We start from the raw sequence: 19,894 nt of genomic DNA, 5'->3' as shown, positions 1-19,894 counted from the left end.
AAATAGTGAAGAAATTAGTTTTTATATCTATAATGACCAATGATTTTAAAACGAAACAAGCAATCTTCTATAACTTGTCCAGCTCCAATATTGTGCACAATTAAATAACGTTTATTGTCTTTAGATTTTTTGTTTACAACAATACCTGTATGCGTAATTGCGCCACCTAAATTCCAACAAACAATATCACCAGGAAAAAAATCTTCAGAATTCTTAGTAATTGGTTTTACGATTCCTTTTCTTGAGAAAAATGTCATTAAATTAGGACCTCTTCTGTGATCTATATTCTTGTCTGTTTTTTTTAATCCCCAATTTTTTGGATACATATTGAAGTTATTCTTCATATCTTCATGAACTTCTTTTTGCAAGTCTATACCTAACTTTCTGTATGCTCTAATTATAACATCTGTACAAACACCTTTACCTTTTGGCACATCTCCATTAGGATAATCAATAGAAAAATAACTTGGGTCGTAAACAACTTTGTCTTTTGTTAACTCTATTGCAGCAGTAGATAGTTTATCTTCTTGAGAATAACTACTTAAAACAGATATAAAAAGAAATAATAATATATATAATTTTTTCACCTTAAAATTTGTTAACCCATAGTTATACAGAGAATACTTTTTTTTACTGTTTTACTGCGACTGAAAAATGCCTACTAAAAACTATTTAGGACTATAAACTGAACAAGGAATAATTACTTCTTCTAAAGATACACCTCCATGTTGATATGTGTTTTTATAATATTTTACAAAATGATTAAAGTTGTTTGGATAGGCAAAAAACAAATCTTCTTTAGCAAAAATAAAAGGACTGTTCATAGTAATTGTTGGTAAAAAAATGTCTTTCGGATTTCTAACAGCAAATACATTTTTTTCTTGATATGATAAACTTTTACCAGTTTTATAACGCAAGTTTGCACTAATATTTTTATCGCCAATTACTTTAGTAGGATGCTTGCAATTAATAGTTCCATGGTCTGTAGTTATAATTAACTTTTGACCTAATTTTTGTGCTTTCTGAATAATTTCAAACAAAGGTGAGTTCTTAAACCAACTTAAGGTTAAACTTCTGTAAGCTTTATCATCTCCAGCTAATTCTTTAATCACTTCCATTTCTGTCTTAGAATGAGAAAGCATATCTACAAAATTATAAACAACAGCAGTTAAATCGTTTTGTTTAGTTCCATTGTAGTTATCAGCTAAATCTTTACCATTTTTTAAATTGGTAATTTTATAATATTCATACTTAATGTCTAAGCTTAAACGTTTTATTTGTGCAGATAAAAACTCGTTTTCATACATGTTCATTCCTCCTTCATCAGTATCGTTTTTCCAAAAATTTGGATGACGTTTTTCCATTTCAGAAGGCATTAAACCAGAAAAAATAGCGTTTCTAGCATACTGTGTAGCAGTAGGTAAGATAGAAAAATAAGAATATTCTTCGTCCTTTTTGTAATAATTGTTAATTAATGGTTCTAAAATACGGTATTGATCGTAACGTAAATTATCTATAACAACCCATAATACTCCTTGATCTTTACTTAATTCTGGCACAACATAATCTTTAAATAATGTATGCGAAAAAGTAGGTTTGTCGTTTGCTGTTAAAAAGTCTTCATAGTTCTTTTTAATAAACTTAAAAAACTGACTATTAGCTTCTTGTTTCTGACTTTCTAAAATACCCAACATTCCTGGATCGCTTATATTTTCTAGTTCTAATTCCCAGTGAATTAGCTTTTTATAAAGATCTATCCATTCTTCATAAGAATTAACCATAGCCAAATCCATAGATATTTTTCTAAATTCTTGCTGATAGCTAGACGTTGTTTTTTCTGATACTAAACGAGAATGGTCTAAGTTCTTTTTTAAACTTAAAAGAATTTGACTTGGATTTACAGGTTTTATTAAATAGTCTGCAATTTTAGAGCCTATGGCTTCTTCCATTATATATTCTTCCTCGCTTTTTGTAATCATTACAACAGGCAAGTTTGCTTGTTTTTGTTTAATTTCTGCAAGTGTATCTAAACCAGTTAAACCTGGCATGTTTTCATCTAAAAATACGATGTCAAAATTTTCTTCATCAACCAAATCAATAGCATCAGCACCATTTGTACATGTAATTACTTTGTAATTTTTACGCTCTAAAAAAAGAATGTGTGGTTTTAATAATTCTATCTCATCATCTACCCATAAAATTTGCATACCGCTCATATTTGTTTTTTATTTTAACATTTAACGATAAAAGTAATTAATTGTTATGCTTAATTGCTTTTATAAATGATAAAATATTGCCAAAATCTGAATTAAATTTAGAATCTAAAAAAGTAGGGTAAAGAAATAGAATTTTATAGAAAACATTAAAATCAACTTTTATAATTTGTTATTTAGTAGCATTAATTTGTACTTTGCCATAGATTGATAAAAACTTTCTTTTGAATACAAAAAAACCGAATAAATTAAAGATTTTAAATGATCCTATTTATGGATTTATACAAATACCAAATACTTTAATTTTTGATATTATAGAGCACCCTTATTTTCAACGTTTAAGAAGAATTACTCAAATGGGTTTTTCTAATTTGGTGTATCCAGGTGCTAATCATACACGTTTTCATCATGCAATTGGTTGCATACATTTAATGCAAAAAGCAGTTAGGGTTTTAAGGCTAAAACAAGTAGCAATATCTAATGAGGAAGAAAACGCTTTATATGTTGCTATTTTGTTACACGATATTGGTCATGGAGCATTTTCTCATGCATTAGAACATAGTATTGTAAATGGCATTTCTCATGAAGAGATTTCTTTAAAATTTATGAAGAAATTAAATGCAGAATTTAATGGACAATTAGATTTAGCAATCGAAATTTTTGAAGGAAATAATCCTCGTAAATTTTTATATCAACTAATTTCTAGTCAGTTAGATATTGATAGATTAGATTATTTAAAAAGAGATAGTTTTTATACAGGTGTAACAGAAGGAAACATTTCATCAGACAGATTAATTGCAATGATGAATGTTAAAAATGACGAATTGGTAATTGAAGAAAAAGGAATTTACTCTGTAGAAAAATTCTTAATTGCAAGACGTTTAATGTATTGGCAAGTGTATTTGCATAAAACAGGTTTGGTTGCAGAAAATATGTTGGTAAATGTTTTAAAAAGAGCAAAAGAATTGGCAGATGAAGGAGTAGAACTGTATGCAAGTTCTTCTTTAAATTATTTTCTTTATAATCCTATTTCTGAAGATAATTTTAATGATAAAACTTTAGAAATGTTTGCTGCTTTAGATGATTATGATGTTTTATCTGCTATTAAAGAATGGTCTAATCATAAAGATAAAGTACTGTCATTATTGTCTAAAATGATTATCAATAGAAAGTTATTGCGAATAGAAATTCAAGAAAAAGAATTTAAAGATTCTTATATTGATAATAGAATTAAAGATGTTTCTAAAAAAATAGCACTTTCAGAAAAAGAAGCTCAGTTTTTTGTTTTCTCTAAAAAGATAAAAAACCATGCTTATCAACAAGATAAGCCTATATTTATTTTAAATAAAGAAGGAGATCTTAAAGATATTGCTAAAGCTTCAGATCAATTAAATATACAAGCACTAACAAATCCTGTAATTAAACATTTTATTTGTTATCCAAAGAGCATCTTAAATTAGCCAAATCACTATAAATTTTATATTTTTGCGTTTAATGAAATTTACAGCACAACAAATAGCAGATATTTTAGAAGGTGATATTGTAGGGAATCCTAATGAAGAAGTTTCTAAATTATCTAAAATTGAAGAAGGAGAAAAAGGTTCTTTAACCTTTCTTTCTAATCCAAAATACAATCATTATTTATATACTACAAATTCTTCTGTAGCAATTGTAAACAAAACTTTTATACCCGAAAAAGAAATAAATACTACATTAATTAAAGTAGAAAATGCATATAAATCTTTTTCTAAATTATTAGAATTTTACAACGAAGTAAAAAACAATAAAGTTGGTATAGAACAACCCAATTTTATTGCAGAATCTTCTAAAAAAGGAACTAATATATATGTAGGAGCTTTCTCTTATATTGGAGAAAATGTTGTTATTGGAGAAAATGTAAAAATTTATCCAAATACTTTTATTGGAGATAATGCTACAATTGGAGATAATACTGTAATATTTTCAGGCGTTAAAATATATTCAGAAACAGTAATAGGAAATAATTGTAAAATTCATTCAGGTGCAATTATAGGTTCTGACGGATTTGGATTTGCTCCAGATGAAAATGGAGAATACAAAGCCATTCCACAAATTGGTAATGTGCTTATAGAAGATAATGTAGATATAGGTTCTGCATGTACTATAGATAGAGCCACAATGGGATCTACCATTATTAGAAAAGGAGTAAAATTAGACAATCAAATTCAAGTTGCTCATAATGTTGAAATTGGTAAAAACACTGTTATAGCCTCTCAAACAGGTATAGCAGGTTCTACTAAAATTGGAGAAAATTGTATGATTGGAGGACAAGTTGGTATTTCTGGTCATATTAAAATAGGAAATAACGTTAAAATATTAGCACAAGCTGGTATTTCAAAAAGTATAAAAGATAATGAAATGGTAAATGGTACACCAGCTTTTAAAGTGCAAGACTTTAATAAAAGTTATGTGTACTTTAAAAATTTACCAAAAATCATATCAAAAGTTAATAATTTAGAAAAAGAGTTGAAGACTCAAAAATCTGCCATAAATGAGTAAGAAGCAAAAAACAATTCAGAAAGAAGTTAGTTTATCTGGTGTAGGAATACATACAGGTAAAACAGTAAATATGACTATTAAACCAGCACCTGTAAATCATGGTTTTGCATTTAGCAGAGTAGATTTAGAAGGAGCTCCTATTATTGCTGCAAAAGCAGAATATGTTGTAAATACTCAAAGAGGAACTAACTTAGAAAAAAATGGGGTTCAAATTCAAACTTCAGAGCATGTTTTAGCAGCAGCTGTTGGTTTAGATATAGACAATCTTTTAATAGAAATTGACTCTTCTGAGCCACCAATTATGGATGGTTCTTCTAAATATTTTGTACAAGCTTTAGAAGAAGCTGGTATAGAAGAGCAAGATGCAGAAATAGAAGAGTATGTAGTTAAAGAAATTATTTCTTATAAAGATGAAGTAACAGGTAGTGAAATTATTTTAATGCCTTCTGATGAGTATCAGGTTACAGCAATGGTAGATTTTGGTACTAAAATTTTAGGTACTCAAAATGCAAATTTAGAGCAAATTTCAGATTTTAAAGAAGAAATAGCAGCAGCAAGAACATTTAGCTTTTTGCATGAAATAGAAATGCTTTTAGAAAATGATTTAATTAAAGGTGGAGATTTAAACAATGCAATTGTATATGTTGATAAAGAATTATCAGAAAGTACAATGGCTAAATTAAAAAAAGCATTTAATAAAGAAGATATTACTGTAAAATCTAATGGTATTTTAGACAACCTAACTTTACATTGGGCAAATGAAGCAGCAAGACATAAACTATTAGATGTTGTTGGAGATTTGGCTTTAGTAGGTACAAGAATTAGAGGTAAGGTAATAGCTAATAAGCCTGGGCATTTAATTAACACTCAATTTGCTAAGAAATTGGCAAAAATAATCAAGCAAGAAAAGAGAAACAATGTTCCTCAATTCGATTTAAATCAGCCACCATTATTAGATATCCATCAAATTATGGATATTCTTCCTCATAGACCACCATTTTTATTAATTGATAGAATTTTAGAGTTATCTGATAAACATGTAGTTGGAATGAAAAACGTTACAATGAATGAAAATTTCTTTGTAGGTCACTTTCCAGGAGCACCTGTAATGCCAGGAGTTTTACAAGTAGAAGCAATGGCACAATGTGGTGGAGTATTAGTTTTAAACACAGTACCAGATCCAGAAAATTACTTAACGTATTTTATGAAAATGGATAAGGTTAAGTTTAAACAAAAAGTTTTACCAGGAGATACCATTATTTTTAAATGTGAATTAATTACACCTATTAGAAGAGGAATTTGTCATATGCAAGCCTATGCTTATGCAAATGGAAAAATTGTTGCAGAAGCAGAATTAATGGCACAAATTTCAAAAATAAAATAACTATGAATCAACCATTAGCGTATGTTCATCCACAGGCTAAAATTGCCAGAAATGTGGTAATTGAACCTTTTACCACTATTCATAATAATGTTACAATTGGTTCTGGAACATGGATTGGATCTAATGTTACTATAATGGAAGGTGCAAGAATTGGAAAAAATTGTAGAATTTTTCCAGGAGCAGTAATATCTGCAATACCTCAAGATTTAAAATATGATGATGAAGAAACTATCGTAGAAATTGGTGATAATGTTACCATTAGAGAATGTGTAACCATTAATAGAGGTACTACAGATAGAATGAAAACCAAAATTGGAAACAATTGTTTAATTATGGCTTATTGTCATGTTGCACATGATTCTTTTGTTGGTAACAATTGTATATTTTCTAACAATACAACTTTAGCAGGCCATGTAACTATTGGAGACAATGTTGTACTTGCAGGTATGGTTGCAATTCATCAATTTGCTTCTGTGGGTAATCATGCATTTGTTACAGGAGGTTCTTTGGTAAGAAAAGATGTACCTCCTTATGTAAAAGCAGCAAGAGAACCACTATCTTATGTGGGTATAAACTCTGTTGGTTTACGTAGAAGAGGTTTTTCAACAGAAAAAATTAGAGAAATTCAAAACATATATAGAATTTTATTTCAAAAAAATTATAATAATTCTCAAGCGATAGATATTATTGAAGCTGAAATGGCAGCAACTCCAGAACGTGATGAAATAGTACAATTTATCAAAGATTCGCATAGAGGAATTATGAAAGGATATTATAAAGCAAATTAAAAAAGTTAAAATGGCAACAACATCAGATATTAGAAACGGATTGTGTATTAAATATAACAACGATATTTATAAAATTGTAGAATTTTTACACGTAAAACCTGGTAAAGGTCCAGCTTTTGTTAGAACTAAATTAAAAAGTGTTACCAATGGTAAAGTAGTAGATAATACGTTTCCTGCAGGTAGAAAAATTGATGACGTTCGTGTAGAAACACATAAATTTCAATATTTATATAACGAAGGTGAAACCTATCACTTTATGAACGAGCAAGATTATTCTCAAATTCAATTAGAAAAAACGGCTTTAGACAGTCCAGATTTAATGAAAGAAGGAGAAATTGTTACCATTATTATCAATTCTGAAGATGATATGCCATTATCTGTAGATATGCCTGCAAGTGTTATTTTAGAGGTAACTCATACAGAACCAGGAGTAAAAGGTAATACAGCTACAAATGCAACAAAACCTGCAACTGTAGAAAGCGGTGCAACTGTTAATGTTCCTTTATTTATTAATGAAGGTGATAAAATTAAAGTTGAAACTACAAAAGGAACTTACCAAGAACGTATAAAAGAATAAGCTTGAAGTTTTCTAGTACCCAAACATTAGAACAAATTGCATCTCTTTTAGAAGTAGATTTTATTGGTGATAAAAATTTTGAAATTTCTGGAATCAATGAAATTCACGTAGTAGAAAAAGGTGATATTGTTTTTGTAGATCATCCTAAATATTATGATAAAGCTTTAAATTCTGCAGCAACAACTATTTTAATAAATAAAAAAGTTGATTGTCCAGAAGGAAAAGCTTTGTTAATTTCTGATGATCCTTTTCGTGATTTTAATAAAATTACAAAACATTTCAATCCTTTTATAGCTTCAAAAGTTAGTGTTTCAGAAACAGCTGTTATTGGAGAAAATACAATTATACAACCCAATGTTTTTATAGGAAACAATGTAACTATTGGTAATAATTGTGTAATACATCCTAATGTTGCTATTTATGACAATGCTGTTATAGGTAATAATGTTACTATTCATGCAAATACTGTACTTGGTGCAGATGCTTTTTATTATAAGAACAGACCAGAAGGATTTGATAAATTAATTTCTGGAGGTAGAGTTGTTTTAAAAGATAATGTAGATTTAGGAGCTTCTTGTACAATAGACAAAGGTGTAACTGGAGATACAACAATTGGAGAAGGAACAAAAATAGACAATCAAGTTCATGTTGGACATGATACAATTATTGGAAAAAAATGTTTAATAGCTTCACAAACAGGTATTGCTGGTTGTGTAATTATTGAAGATGAAGTTACAATTTGGGGACAAGTTGGTACAAATAGCGGAATTACAATAGGTAAGGGAGCTGTAATACTAGGTCAAACTGGTGTAACAAAATCTGTTTCTGGTGGAAAAAGTTATTTTGGAACACCAATTTCAGAATCAAGAGAAAAATTAAAAGAATTAGCAGAAATAAAACGTTTTTTAAAAGATAGAAAGAATTCATAAAAAAACTTTTTTTTTAAAGAATCTATAAACTATTTTTGCATAACATTAAAAAAAACAAGCAAATGAGTGTTTTAGTAAACAAAAATTCAAAAATTATCGTTCAAGGATTTACAGGAAGTGAAGGGACTTTTCACGCAGGTCAAATGATTGATTATGGAACCAATGTTGTTGGAGGTGTTACTCCTGGTAAAGGTGGTCAAGAACACTTAGGAAAGCCTGTTTTTAATACTGTAAAAGAATCTGTAGATAAAGTAGGAGCAGATACTTCTATTATTTTTGTGCCACCAGCTTTTGCTGCTGATGCAATTATGGAATCTGCAGATGCAGGAATTAAAGTAATAATTTGTATTACAGAAGGAATTCCTACTGCAGACATGGTAAAAGTTAAAGCTTATATCGACAATAAAGACTGTACTTTAGTAGGTCCTAACTGTCCAGGTGTAATTACTCCAGATGAAGCTAAAGTTGGTATTATGCCAGGATTTATCTTTAAAAAAGGTAGAGTAGGTATTGTATCAAAATCAGGTACTTTAACTTATGAAGCTGCAGATCAAGTTGTAAAACAAGGTTATGGTATTACTACTGCAATTGGTATTGGAGGAGACCCTATTATTGGAACTACAACTAAAGAAGCTGTAGAGTTATTAATGAATGATGAAGATACAGAAGCAATTGTAATGATTGGTGAAATTGGTGGTAATTTAGAAGCAGAAGCTGCTCAATGGATTAAAGCTGATGGAAACAGAAAACCTGTTGTTGGTTTTATTGCAGGTCAAACAGCACCAGCAGGTAGAACAATGGGACATGCAGGAGCTATTGTTGGAGGAGCAGATGATACTGCACAAGCAAAAATGAAAATTTTAGCAGAAAATGGAGTACACGTTGTAAGTTCGCCAGCTAAAATTGGAGAAATGATTGCAGAAGTTTTAAAATAAAAAGGATATTTTTAAAAAACTGTTAAAGTTTTATAATTATTATACATAAAATCCGTTGAATTCGTAAATTCAACGGATTTTTTATATCAACCAAAATAATAATTATGAAACAATTTAAAATACTATGTATTAGCTTTTTGTTGATTACAGCTATAAGTTGTAAAACCGATAAAGAAACAAGCTACAAAGTTACTTCACAAAATGATTCAAATGGATTAACGTTTGAAACTGTAGAAAACGATCCAACAGGGTTGCGTTTATATACATTAGACAATGGTTTAAAAGTATATTTAAGTCAAAATTCGGATGAACCAAAAATACAAACCTATATTGCAGTAAGGGCAGGTTCTAACTACGATCCTAAAGAATCTACAGGATTGGCACATTACTTAGAGCACATGGTTTTTAAAGGTACTCATAAAGTAGGTACTGCAAATTGGGAAAAAGAAAAAACGTATTTAGATAAAATTTCATCTTTATACGAGCAACACAGAGCAGAAAAAGATGCTGATAAAAAATTAGCATTGTACAAAGAAATAGATAAGGTTTCTTTAGAAGCTTCTAATTATTCTATTGCCAACGAATACGATAAAATGACGGCTTCTTTAGGAGCAACAGGTACAAATGCATATACATGGTTTGAGCAAACAGTTTACACTAATAAAATTCCTGCAAATGAATTTGAAAAATGGGTAGATTTAGAAGCAGAACGTTTTAGTACTTTGGTATTGCGTTTATTTCATACAGAGTTAGAAGCTGTTTTTGAAGAATTTAATAGAGGACAGGATAACGATTTTAGAAAACGTTATGCTGCAATGTTAGATGGTTTATTTCCAAAGCATCCTTATGGACAACAAACTACCATTGGTACAGGAGAGCATTTAAAAAATCCTTCTATGGTAGATATTCATAACTATTTTAATAAGTATTATGTGCCTAATAATATGGCTGTAATTTTAGTTGGTGATTTTGAGTTTGAACCTACTATTAAAAAGGTGAATGATACTTTTGGTAAATTTAAAAGAAAAGATTTAACCCATCCAACTTTACCAAAAGAAGATAAGATTACTGCACCTGTTGTAAATGAGGTTTTTGGACCTACATCAGAGTCCGTTTCTATTGCATTTAGATCTGCAGGAGTAAATACAGAAGAAGAAAAGTTTGTTACTTTATGTGATATGATAATGGCCAATGGTAATGCAGGTATTATCGATTTAAACTTAAATCAGAAGCAATTGGTACAAAGAGCTAGTTGTTCACCTACTTTTTTAAATGATTATGGATATCATTCTTTTACAGGTTCTCCAAAATCGGGGCAAACATTAGATGAAGTTAAAGAATTATTATTAGCACAAATAGAAAAATTAAAAAATGGTGAGTTTGAAGATTGGATGATTACTGCTGTTGTTAATGATTTAAAATTGAGTCAAACACGTCAGTATGAAAACAATTCTGCTTTGGCAGATACCTATGTAAATGCTTTTATTTACCAACAAAACTGGGTAGAAAGAGTAACGTTTTTAGACGATTTAAAGAAAATATCTAAAGAACAGTTGGTAAAATTTGCAAACGATTTTTATCAGAATAATTATGTGATTACCTACAAAAGAAAAGGTGTAGATAAAAATATTGTAAAAGTGGCTAATCCTGGTATTACTCCAGTAAACTTAAATAGAGATAAAAGTTCAGATTATATTAACGAGTTTAACAAAAAACAATCTAAACCTTTACAACCAAAATTTGTAGATTATAAAACAGCTATTAAAGAAACTACTACAGAAAACGGAATTAAAGTTTCTTATGTTTTAAATGAAAAGAATGATTTATTTGATATGAATATCATTTTTGATATGGGTAGTGATAATGATAAAAAATTATCTTTAGCTGCAGGATATTTAGAGTATGTAGGTACTGATAAATATACAAACGAAGCATTAAAAAAAGAGTTTTACAAGTTAGGGATCTCTTATTATGTAAGTACTGCAAAAGAAAAAACTTATGTAGGTTTAAACGGATTAAAAGAAAACTTACCTAAAGGATTAGAGTTGTTAGAGCATTTATGGGACAATGCCAAAGCAGATAAAGAAGCATATGCTAAATATGTAGAAAAAATCTACAAAGGGCGTCAAGATGGAAAAACCCAAAAAGGAAATATTCTTTGGAATGGTTTAATGAATTATGGTAAATATGGTGAAAACTCTCCTTTAAGAGACATCATGCAAATAGATGAATTAAAAGCTATAAATCCAGAAGATTTAGTAGCATTGGTAAAAGACATGAAAAACTACAAACAACGTGTTTTCTATTATGGAAAAGATGTTTCTACTGCTGTTTCTTCATTAAATACGCATCATAAAATATTTGGAGAATTAAAAGAATATCCTGTTGCAAAAGAATACAAAGAAACAGAAACAGGAGGTAATGTATTCTTTACTAATTATGATATGGTGCAAACCGAATTAATGTTTTTAGCAAAAGGAGCCCCTTTTAAGCCAGAAAACATGGCAGCTTCAACTTTATTCAATACGTATTTTGGTAGTGGATTATCATCTATAGTTTTTCAAGAAATTAGAGAATCTAAATCTTTAGCATATTCTGCTTTTGCTTCTTATCAAGGAGCATCAAAAAAAGACTCTCCAAATTATGTAATGGCTTATGTAGGTACACAAGCTAACAAATTAGAACAAGCTGTAGATGCAATGATGGAGTTAATGAACAATATGCCAGAGGCAGAAAAGCAGTTTAATGCAGCCAAAGAAGCAACCTTAAAAAAATTAGCAGCTCAAAGAATTACAAAGTCTAATATCTTTTGGTCTTATGAAAGATTGCAAAAATTAGGAATTGATAATGACAATAGAGAGTTAATGTACAATACCATTAAAGGAATGACTATGAAAGATTTAAAAGAGTTCTTTAATAAAAATATTAAAGGAGAGTCTTACAATGTTATGGTTATTGGTAACAAAAAAGATTTAGATGTAAAATCTTTACAAAAACTTGGAAAAATCAAGGAATTAGATATCGATTACTTATTTAATTATGTAGATAAAAAAGAGGTAAAGCTTTAATAGTTAATCCTTTTAAAAGCCTAAAACTCGTAAAGCAATTTTGTTTTACGAGTTTTTTTATTTTAGTATCTTTGTGGCCTTAAAACAACTACAAAACATGAAATTATTAGAAAATAAATCAGCAATAATTACGGGTGCTACAAGAGGTATTGGTCGTGGAATTGCAATTGAATTTGCCAAACAAGGAGCAAATGTTGCTTTTACTTACAGTTCTTCTGTAGATGCTGCCAAAGCTTTAGAAGAAGAATTAAAAGCGTTTGGTGTTTCTGCTAAAGGATATCAATCTAATGCTGCTGATTTTGATGCTGCTCAAGAATTAGCAAAAGACGTTTTAAAAGAGTTTGGTGCTATCGATATTTTAATAAACAATGCAGGTATTACAAAAGATAATTTACTAATGCGAATTTCAGAAGATGATTTCGATAAAGTTATTGAAGTAAACTTAAAATCTGTTTTTAATTTAACCAAAGCCGTAATTCGTCCAATGATGAAACAAAGAGCGGGTTCTATTATTAACATGAGTTCTGTAGTAGGAATTAAAGGAAATGCAGGTCAAACTAACTATGCAGCTTCTAAATCTGGTATTATTGGTTTTTCTAAATCAGTTGCTTTAGAGTTAGGTTCTAGAAATATTAGAAGTAACGTAGTTGCTCCTGGTTTTATAGAAACTGAAATGACAGCAAAATTAGATGAAGCAACCGTACAAAGTTGGAGAGATGGAATTCCTTTAAAAAGAGGAGGACAGCCAATTGATATTGCCAATGCTTGTGTGTTTTTAGCATCAGATATGTCTGCTTATATTACAGGACAAACATTATCTGTAGATGGAGGAATGAACTAATCATTACGTATATATACAATAAAAAAGAGCTTACTAATTAGTAAGCTCTTTTTTATTGTATTTCTTTTTAGAAATTACTGTTATTCTATATTTTTCCATGCATTTCTTAAAAATGTTAAATCGTTTTTCATTTTAGTAAATACTTCTTTTTGAGGGATGGTAATTTTGTTTTTTCCCTTTTCAGCACCTCCTAAATCATGTTCTATATGTAAAGATACAGGTACATTAATTTTATATTTTTTAAGCAAAGTAAAATATCTTTTAAAGTCTACCATTCCTTCACCTAAAGGCACATTTACGGGTTTCCACTTACCATTGACTTTTCCCCATTTAAAATCTTTAATTACAATAGAATTGATGTAAGGTTTAACCCTTTTTAACCCTAATTCCCAACTTTCTCCACCTTCAACAACAGCGTGTCTAATATCATATTGGGCACCTATATTTTTACCTTTAGTAGGTGTTAAAATAGGTAGCAAATCCCAAACAGGAGCACCTACGTGTTTTCCAGCATGGTTTTGATATCCACCAATTAAACCATATTTTTTATTGAGCTCTTCTAATGCTACTGCTTGTTGTGCATATTCTTTCTGAGCTTCTACAATGGTTTTATCTTCTGCATATTTTAACCAATCTGTTCTATAATGTGTAAAACCTAATTGGCTCGCTGTTTTTAAAACAGTATCATTTAACTTTTTATTGGCATCCCAAATATTTGTACTCATCATTACTGGTGGTAACCCAAAATTATTCATAGCTTCCACAGCTTTTGGCAAATCTTCTTCTACATTATTTGGTAATACATGTCCTTTTCTTCTAACAGTTAAATCCAACCCATTAAAACCAATGTTGGCTGCTGCTTCTGCCATATCATTGTAATTTAAAAACTGCAAATGCTTCGAAAAAAGATGCACACTCAATTCATTAGAACTTTCATTTAAGGTTGATAAGAACGGATTTTGAAAAGATAAAAATGGAATTGAGGCAAGTGCTGTAGCAGACAACTTGGTAAAATCTCTTCTTGATAGTTTTGAACTTTTTTCTGACATGATTTCCTAGTTTTAAATGAAGTAAACCAAAGATAAGGCTCTTTTCTATCTAAATCAACCTAATTTAAAGAGAATAAAATATAATTAGTTAGTATACAAGATTAAAAATACGCCTAATAAGATTCCAAATAAGGGCACTAATTTCTTGCGTTTATTTTGTTCTTTAAATAACAAACCACCTAACACAACTGCAATTAAAATTTGACTTCTTTTTATGGCAGAAAGTAACATGATTAATGCTTCAGGGTCTTCTAAAGCCTTAAAGTAAAAATAATCTGCAGCTTGCAACAAAACACCAACTGCGGGTATAGACCATCTAAAGGTAAAGGCTTTTCTTTTGGCAGGATAAGGAAACCAAGTTATGGCTAATATAATTAGCAATATAACAATGGTGTAAAAGCAAAACCAAAACTGTAATGTTTGCGGATTCAAGGTTAATTGCTGAATTAAAAACTTATCATACAAACCACTAGAAGCACCTAAAAATGTAGCGCCAATAATGGCAAAAATCCATTTGTTTCTTTTAAAATTGATGCCTTCTTTTTTTCCTATTTTAGAATATAAAAGCACAGAAAGAATAATCAAAAAGAAACCAATCCATTGCCAAAAATTAGGACTTTCTTTATAAATTACAATAGCTCCTATAAAGGTAAAAAAAGGCCCTGCAGAACGTATGGGAGTTACAATAGTTATTGGCAAATGTTTTAATGCTTGATACGCCAATACCCATGAAGATGCCATAATCATCGATTTTATAATGATAAATCCATGTGTTTTTAATGAGATGTCTTTTATCATCAAACCCATTGCTTGCATTTTCTCTGGATACCAAAGCGAACCCAAATAGAGTGGGAGTAAAAATAAAAAACCAGCAGAAATAGTTCCTAAGAGTACAGGAAACACTTCATTGCCTTGTACTGCATGTTTTTTACATAAGTTGTGTAATCCTAAAAATAATGCCGCTAAAAGTCCTAAGTACATCCACATAATGCGCGCGAAGATACTCTAATCGAAAAAATAGCAACAGAAAAAAATATGATTTTTTTCGACCCTATTAATTGAATGTATTATTGGGTTTAGTTATAGTTAAATGATTTGTTTTAAGTGTTTTACTTTAGGTTTTGAGTGTTTTTAAAACAGAAAAAAAGCCACAATATAATTGTGGCTTTCTAAAATTGAATAGAGTTTTTGTGCTTTTTGGAGTCCTTAAAAAAGATAAGTTACTCCAAAATTAAATCCAAAAGAAGAATAAGGTACTTTTTGAGATAGTTTTTTAGTACTGTCTGTATTCGTATTCGATAATTCATCTTCATACGTTGTTTTTAATACCACATCACTTGGTAAATTATCTAAAGAATAAAAGCCTTCTATGGCAACTGTACCATCTTGTAAAACAATATTTGTGTTAAACTCAGTAATTTCAGAATCTTTTCTTTTTAAGCTAATTCCAAAATATTCAGCTTCTACAAAAAGACTAAAATTTGAGTTTAAATCGTATTTATAACCTAAAGCACCAACAAATCCTAAAGGAAAATGACCATGATAATCTTCTATATAGTTTGTTTCAGAATAAGCGCCATTTGGCAGTCCTAAAGCAGTCGCTTCTGCATTAGAAAAAACCGATTTTTTATAAACAACAGCTTCAGTTTTTCCTCCTACTTTAATTAAAGCACCAAAACGTCCGTAAATGTTATTTGTAAATTTATAAACCACAGAAGTAGAAGCTCCAAAAGCACGTGCTCTGGCAATGGCGTCTATTTCAGTACCTGGAAAAGAAACTTTAGAAACAGTTTGATTTGAACCGTTTAAATACCCAATTCCAACATCCAGCCCAAACGTTTCATTAAAAAAGTAAGTTCCTCTTAGTTGAAAATTAACACCTTCTCCATAACTTCCATAAGTGTTTTTAGTTTCTGTAATATTTATCGTTTCACCTAATTTCATACCAGCACTTTCTAAAGCATACCCTGTACTTACAGAAACCTGAAATTGACCATAAGTTATTGTTGTTAAAACAAGCATACAAATGAACGTAAATAATTGTTTCATAGTTGTTTAATTTATAATGTAATTTATTTTGTTTAAAAATCACTATAAAGGTAATCTATTAAAGAGTTTAAAGGATGTTTTTAGGTTCGTTTTTAAACCGTTTTTGTGTTAAAAAAGCTAATTTAAAATCATTATAATTTAACTCTGTTAAACACTACGTATTCAACCTATTTACATCCCCAAAAAGGACTCTTTTTTAACCTTTTAAAACGACGTGTTTTATTCATTAAAAAAAGACTTTTAAAAGCTGAAAAAAATACACATCTAAATAATAAGATACTGTTTACTATTTGTAGAAGTTACAAGAAGGTTTATAACTACCTTTGCATAAAATTAAGAATAGATGTCAAAAACATTTTCAGATTTAGGTATTTCTAAAGAAACCGTAACTCGTTTAGCTAAATTAGAGATTACTCAACCTACACAGGTGCAAGAAAAAACCATTCCTTTTGCATTGTTTAAAAAGAAAGACATGGTGGTTTTAGCCAAAACAGGAACTGGTAAAACAGCGGCTTTTGGTTTGCCTATGTTGCAAAAAATAGATGTAAACAGTGCTACTGTACAAGTCTTAATTTTAGCACCTACAAGAGAGTTAGGGCGTCAAATTTATGAGAATTTAATTTCTTTTGCTTCAGAAGAACAACAAGATAAAATAGTAGCTTTATGTGGGGGAGCACCTATAAAAACACAGTTAGAAAGTCTTAAGAAGCAGCCTAATATTGTGGTAGCAACTCCGGGTCGTTTGGTAGATTTTATAGAAAGAAAAGCCATAGACATTCAAAAAATACAGTATTTTATCTTAGATGAAGCCGATGAAATGATGACTGCTTTAAAAGAAGAAGTTGCAACCATCATCAAAGAAATTCCAGAAAACAGAAGAACCTTGCTGTTTACTGCCACCATGCCAGGTACTATTAAGCAATTGGTACAAAACTACATGTCTAAACATATTGAATATATTGAAACCGATATGGATACGATGGGGCATAAAGGTATTGAGCATCAATATGTGGTAGTGGAGGCTATAGAAAAATTGAATGTTTTAATGCATTTTTTAAGTACCAAAGAAAGAGAACGTGGTATTATTTTTTGTAAAACCAAAGCTGCAGTAAATAAATTGGCAAAAAACTTAGCCATCAACAAATTTTCATCTGGTGCTATACATGGTAGCTTGTCTCAAGGAATTAGAGATCGTGTAATGGGGCAATTTAGAGAAGGCAACATCAACATATTGGTAGCTACAGATTTAGCTGCTAGGGGTATCGATGTAAAAGAAGTTTCGTATGTGGTAAATTACCATTTACCAGATAAATACGAAACCTATATTCATAGAAGTGGTAGAACTGCAAGGGCAGGAGCAAGCGGACTATCGTTAAGTGTAATACAACAAGAAGAAGTTGAAGAAATACCAGAGTTTGAAGAAGATTTAGGTTTGGTATTTACCCAATATAAAAAAGCAGATGCACAAAGTATTGAAGATAACAATACAATATTATGGGCTAAGAAAATTTTTAAAACAAAACCCAACAAAAACATATCAGAAGATGTAAAAGCCAAAGTAAAAACGGTATTTCATCATTTAACCAAAGAAGAATTGATAGATAAGGTATTGGCAAATTATTTGGCACAAACCTCTCAACCAAAAGTAATTACTAAAAAGAAGAAGTAGTATATTCATCTTGTAAAACATAGCATTATGGCAAATACCATTAAAAATCAAGCTGATATATTAGCAAAACTACAAATTAAGGCATTGAATCCGATGCAAGAAGAAGCCATAAAGGTTATAGAACAAACAGAAAATACCTTGCTTTTGTCGCCAACAGGAACCGGAAAAACTTTAGGTTTTTCATTGCCTTTGTTACAAACTTTAAATCCAAATTCTAAAGAAGTACAAGCATTGATATTGGTTCCTTCTAGAGAGTTGGCCATACAAATAGAACAAGTAATTCGTACTATGGGATCTGGGTACAAAGTCAATGCTGTTTATGGTGGTAGACCCATGTCTAAAGACAAAATAGAATTGAAACATACCCCTGCTATTTTAATAGGAACACCAGGTAGAATTGCAGATCATTTTAGCAACAATCGTTTTTCTAAAGACCATATCAAAACCTTAATTTTAGATGAGTTCGACAAGTCTTTAGAGGTTGGTTTTGAATATGAAATGCGCGGAATTATCAATCAAATTACTTCTTTAAATAAACGTATTTTAACCTCTGCAACACAAGGAGTTGAGATTCCTGATTTTGTAAATTTTAAAAATCCTAAAACGGTTAATTTCTTACAAGAAAAAAGAACCTCTCAACTAAGTTTTAAAACGGTAGTTTCTCCAAGTAAAAATAAACTGAATACCCTTTTACAGTTGATACAGCATATTGGGAATGAACCCGGAATTGTGTTCTGTAATTTTAAAGATAGTATTGCAGAAGTACATCATTTTTTAGAAAGCAAAAACATTAGTCATGCTTGTTTTTCTGGTGGAATGGAGCAAAAAGACAGAGAACGCTCTTTGATTAAGTTTAGAAACGGAACCTGTCAGTTATTAATAGCAACTGATTTGGCAGCAAGAGGGATAGATATTCCAGAAATGAAGTATATAATTCATTACGAATTGCCAAAACATCAAGAAGAATTTATTCATAGAAACGGACGAACAGCCAGAGTTAATGAAAAAGGAACTGCTTATATTTTAAGATGGGAAAAAGAATATTTACCAGCGTTTATAAAAGAAAGTAAGGGTGTTTCTATTGCTAAAAAAGCCCATTACAAGCCACAATATTGGGAAACCTTATTTATTTCTGGAGGACGAAAGGATAAAATATCAAAAGGAGATATAGCAGGCTTATTTTTAAAGCAAGGAGGCATTAAAAAAGAAGAACTGGGGGTTATTGAGCTAAAACCAGATTGTGCTTTTGTAGCCATTCCTTTGGCCTTAGCAGACGGTTTGGTTGCTAAATTAAATAACCGCCGTTTAAAGAAAAAGAAAGTAAGAGTTACGCTGTTGTAGTTTTTAATGCTTTTCAACACCCAATTGTCATTGCGAGGTTTAGCCTGTTGCGAGGTACGAAGCAAACACAATCTCTTTTACAAACTGCTTCGTCATACTTCCTACCAATGACGAATACTAATGTCATTGCGAGGAGGAACGACGTGGTAATCTCAAACACACATTGTCAATAAGAGATTTCTCTATCGTTCATGCTTCACTCATCGAAATGACAAGCAAATATTTGTCATTTCGACCTTGTGGAGAAATCTATCATAATAATCAAACACATACTGTCAATTCGAGTGAATTTAACGATTGTAATGAGTAAAATTTGTATTGAGAATAGGTTTTTAACCATTATCACAAGTTCTCGATACAATTTTTTATCAAAAATCACTCGAACTGACATGCAGGATAATACTTGCCTTTAACGTACCAATTGTCATTGCGAGGAGGAACGACGTGGCAATCTCAACAACACACACTGTCAATAATAGATTTCTCAATCGTTCATACTTCACTCATCGAAAT

The 19,894-nt window shown here is 30.2% G+C and carries 16 protein-coding genes; 11 read left to right on the top strand and 5 right to left on the bottom strand.

Annotated features, from left to right (window positions below; translation table 11 throughout):
- Nucleotides 1–14 precede the first annotated feature (14 nt).
- Nucleotides 15–554, bottom strand: a complete 540-nt coding sequence (locus tag MPF13_RS09830; RefSeq protein ID WP_502924398.1) for a DUF1287 domain-containing protein — start codon at nucleotides 552–554, stop codon at nucleotides 15–17.
- 114 nt (nucleotides 555–668) lie between these two features.
- Entirely contained in the window at nucleotides 669–2,216 is a 1,548-nt protein-coding gene (gene porX / locus MPF13_RS09825) for a T9SS response regulator signal transducer PorX (protein WP_249982344.1), read from the bottom strand.
- A gap of 221 nt (nucleotides 2,217–2,437) precedes the next feature.
- On the opposite strand from porX, the gene MPF13_RS09820 reads away from it, so the two are divergent.
- From MPF13_RS09820 to fabG, 9 genes are all read left to right on the top strand, one after another.
- Nucleotides 2,438–3,673, top strand: coding sequence for an HD domain-containing protein (locus tag MPF13_RS09820; RefSeq protein WP_249982343.1), 1,236 nt, complete (start codon nucleotides 2,438–2,440; stop codon nucleotides 3,671–3,673).
- A 34-nt stretch (nucleotides 3,674–3,707) separates the two neighbouring features.
- Nucleotides 3,708–4,751 (top strand): UDP-3-O-(3-hydroxymyristoyl)glucosamine N-acyltransferase, encoded by a 1,044-nt coding sequence (gene lpxD / locus MPF13_RS09815; protein WP_249982342.1) that lies wholly within the window; start codon nucleotides 3,708–3,710, stop codon nucleotides 4,749–4,751.
- Nucleotides 4,744–6,135 (top strand): bifunctional UDP-3-O-[3-hydroxymyristoyl] N-acetylglucosamine deacetylase/3-hydroxyacyl-ACP dehydratase, encoded by a 1,392-nt coding sequence (locus MPF13_RS09810; protein ID WP_249982341.1) that lies wholly within the window; start codon nucleotides 4,744–4,746, stop codon nucleotides 6,133–6,135. Before lpxD ends, MPF13_RS09810 begins: the two co-directional genes overlap by 8 nt.
- Nucleotides 6,136–6,137: 2 nt before the next feature.
- Nucleotides 6,138–6,923, top strand: a complete 786-nt coding sequence (gene lpxA / locus MPF13_RS09805) for an acyl-ACP--UDP-N-acetylglucosamine O-acyltransferase (RefSeq protein WP_249982340.1) — start codon at nucleotides 6,138–6,140, stop codon at nucleotides 6,921–6,923.
- A 10-nt stretch (nucleotides 6,924–6,933) separates the two neighbouring features.
- Nucleotides 6,934–7,500 (top strand): elongation factor P, encoded by a 567-nt coding sequence (efp, locus tag MPF13_RS09800; RefSeq protein WP_249982339.1) that lies wholly within the window; start codon nucleotides 6,934–6,936, stop codon nucleotides 7,498–7,500.
- A gap of 2 nt (nucleotides 7,501–7,502) precedes the next feature.
- Complete coding sequence (locus tag MPF13_RS09795; protein ID WP_249982338.1) at nucleotides 7,503–8,429, top strand: UDP-3-O-(3-hydroxymyristoyl)glucosamine N-acyltransferase; 927 nt, start codon at nucleotides 7,503–7,505, stop codon at nucleotides 8,427–8,429.
- Between the two features lie 62 nt (nucleotides 8,430–8,491).
- Nucleotides 8,492–9,364, top strand: a complete 873-nt coding sequence (sucD, locus tag MPF13_RS09790) for a succinate--CoA ligase subunit alpha (protein WP_249982337.1) — start codon at nucleotides 8,492–8,494, stop codon at nucleotides 9,362–9,364.
- A 104-nt stretch (nucleotides 9,365–9,468) separates the two neighbouring features.
- A complete protein-coding gene (locus tag MPF13_RS09785) occupies nucleotides 9,469–12,432 on the top strand; it encodes a M16 family metallopeptidase (RefSeq protein WP_249982336.1) in 2,964 nt (987 codons plus the stop codon).
- A gap of 97 nt (nucleotides 12,433–12,529) precedes the next feature.
- Entirely contained in the window at nucleotides 12,530–13,273 is a 744-nt protein-coding gene (fabG, locus tag MPF13_RS09780) for a 3-oxoacyl-[acyl-carrier-protein] reductase (RefSeq protein WP_249982335.1), read from the top strand.
- Between the two features lie 80 nt (nucleotides 13,274–13,353).
- On the opposite strand, the gene MPF13_RS09775 is transcribed toward fabG, so the two are convergent.
- From MPF13_RS09775 to MPF13_RS09765, 3 genes are all read right to left on the bottom strand, one after another.
- On the bottom strand, nucleotides 13,354–14,322 hold the full coding sequence (locus tag MPF13_RS09775) for a sugar phosphate isomerase/epimerase family protein (RefSeq protein WP_249982334.1): 969 nt from the start codon (nucleotides 14,320–14,322) through the stop codon (nucleotides 13,354–13,356).
- A gap of 84 nt (nucleotides 14,323–14,406) precedes the next feature.
- Complete coding sequence (locus MPF13_RS09770) at nucleotides 14,407–15,309, bottom strand: EamA family transporter (protein WP_249982333.1); 903 nt, start codon at nucleotides 15,307–15,309, stop codon at nucleotides 14,407–14,409.
- Between the two features lie 219 nt (nucleotides 15,310–15,528).
- Nucleotides 15,529–16,371 (bottom strand): outer membrane beta-barrel protein, encoded by an 843-nt coding sequence (locus tag MPF13_RS09765; protein ID WP_249982332.1) that lies wholly within the window; start codon nucleotides 16,369–16,371, stop codon nucleotides 15,529–15,531.
- Nucleotides 16,372–16,714: 343 nt separating this feature from the next.
- Here MPF13_RS09765 and MPF13_RS09760 point away from each other — a divergent pair, with 343 nt between their 5' ends.
- A complete protein-coding gene (locus MPF13_RS09760) occupies nucleotides 16,715–18,040 on the top strand; it encodes a DEAD/DEAH box helicase (RefSeq protein WP_249982331.1) in 1,326 nt (441 codons plus the stop codon).
- Between the two features lie 27 nt (nucleotides 18,041–18,067).
- Nucleotides 18,068–19,381 (top strand): DEAD/DEAH box helicase, encoded by a 1,314-nt coding sequence (locus tag MPF13_RS09755; RefSeq protein ID WP_249982330.1) that lies wholly within the window; start codon nucleotides 18,068–18,070, stop codon nucleotides 19,379–19,381.
- Nucleotides 19,382–19,894: the final 513 nt, after the last annotated feature.

The sequence above is a fragment of the Polaribacter sp. Z022 genome (genome assembly GCF_023555495.1).
GTDB lineage: Bacteria > Bacteroidota > Bacteroidia > Flavobacteriales > Flavobacteriaceae > Polaribacter.
The sequence above is the reverse complement of the archived record's forward strand: the minus strand, read 5'-3'. Positions and strand labels throughout refer to the sequence as shown.

What these genes read in the sequence shown, in the direction of transcription:
- MPF13_RS09755 (WP_249982330.1), top strand. Translation starts at nt 18,068, where the DNA reads ATGGCAAATACCATTAAAAATCAAGCTGATATATTAGCAAAACTACAA.
- efp (WP_249982339.1), top strand. Translation starts at nt 6,934, where the DNA reads ATGGCAACAACATCAGATATTAGAAACGGATTGTGTATTAAATATAAC.
- MPF13_RS09770 (WP_249982333.1), bottom strand. Translation starts at nt 15,309, where the DNA reads ATGTGGATGTACTTAGGACTTTTAGCGGCATTATTTTTAGGATTACAC.
- lpxD (WP_249982342.1), top strand. Translation starts at nt 3,708, where the DNA reads ATGAAATTTACAGCACAACAAATAGCAGATATTTTAGAAGGTGATATT.
- sucD (WP_249982337.1), top strand. Translation starts at nt 8,492, where the DNA reads ATGAGTGTTTTAGTAAACAAAAATTCAAAAATTATCGTTCAAGGATTT.
- MPF13_RS09775 (WP_249982334.1), bottom strand. Translation starts at nt 14,322, where the DNA reads ATGTCAGAAAAAAGTTCAAAACTATCAAGAAGAGATTTTACCAAGTTG.
- MPF13_RS09760 (WP_249982331.1), top strand. Translation starts at nt 16,715, where the DNA reads ATGTCAAAAACATTTTCAGATTTAGGTATTTCTAAAGAAACCGTAACT.
- MPF13_RS09810 (WP_249982341.1), top strand. Translation starts at nt 4,744, where the DNA reads ATGAGTAAGAAGCAAAAAACAATTCAGAAAGAAGTTAGTTTATCTGGT.
- fabG (WP_249982335.1), top strand. Translation starts at nt 12,530, where the DNA reads ATGAAATTATTAGAAAATAAATCAGCAATAATTACGGGTGCTACAAGA.
- porX (WP_249982344.1), bottom strand. Translation starts at nt 2,216, where the DNA reads ATGAGCGGTATGCAAATTTTATGGGTAGATGATGAGATAGAATTATTA.
- lpxA (WP_249982340.1), top strand. Translation starts at nt 6,138, where the DNA reads ATGAATCAACCATTAGCGTATGTTCATCCACAGGCTAAAATTGCCAGA.
- MPF13_RS09765 (WP_249982332.1), bottom strand. Translation starts at nt 16,371, where the DNA reads ATGAAACAATTATTTACGTTCATTTGTATGCTTGTTTTAACAACAATA.
- MPF13_RS09785 (WP_249982336.1), top strand. Translation starts at nt 9,469, where the DNA reads ATGAAACAATTTAAAATACTATGTATTAGCTTTTTGTTGATTACAGCT.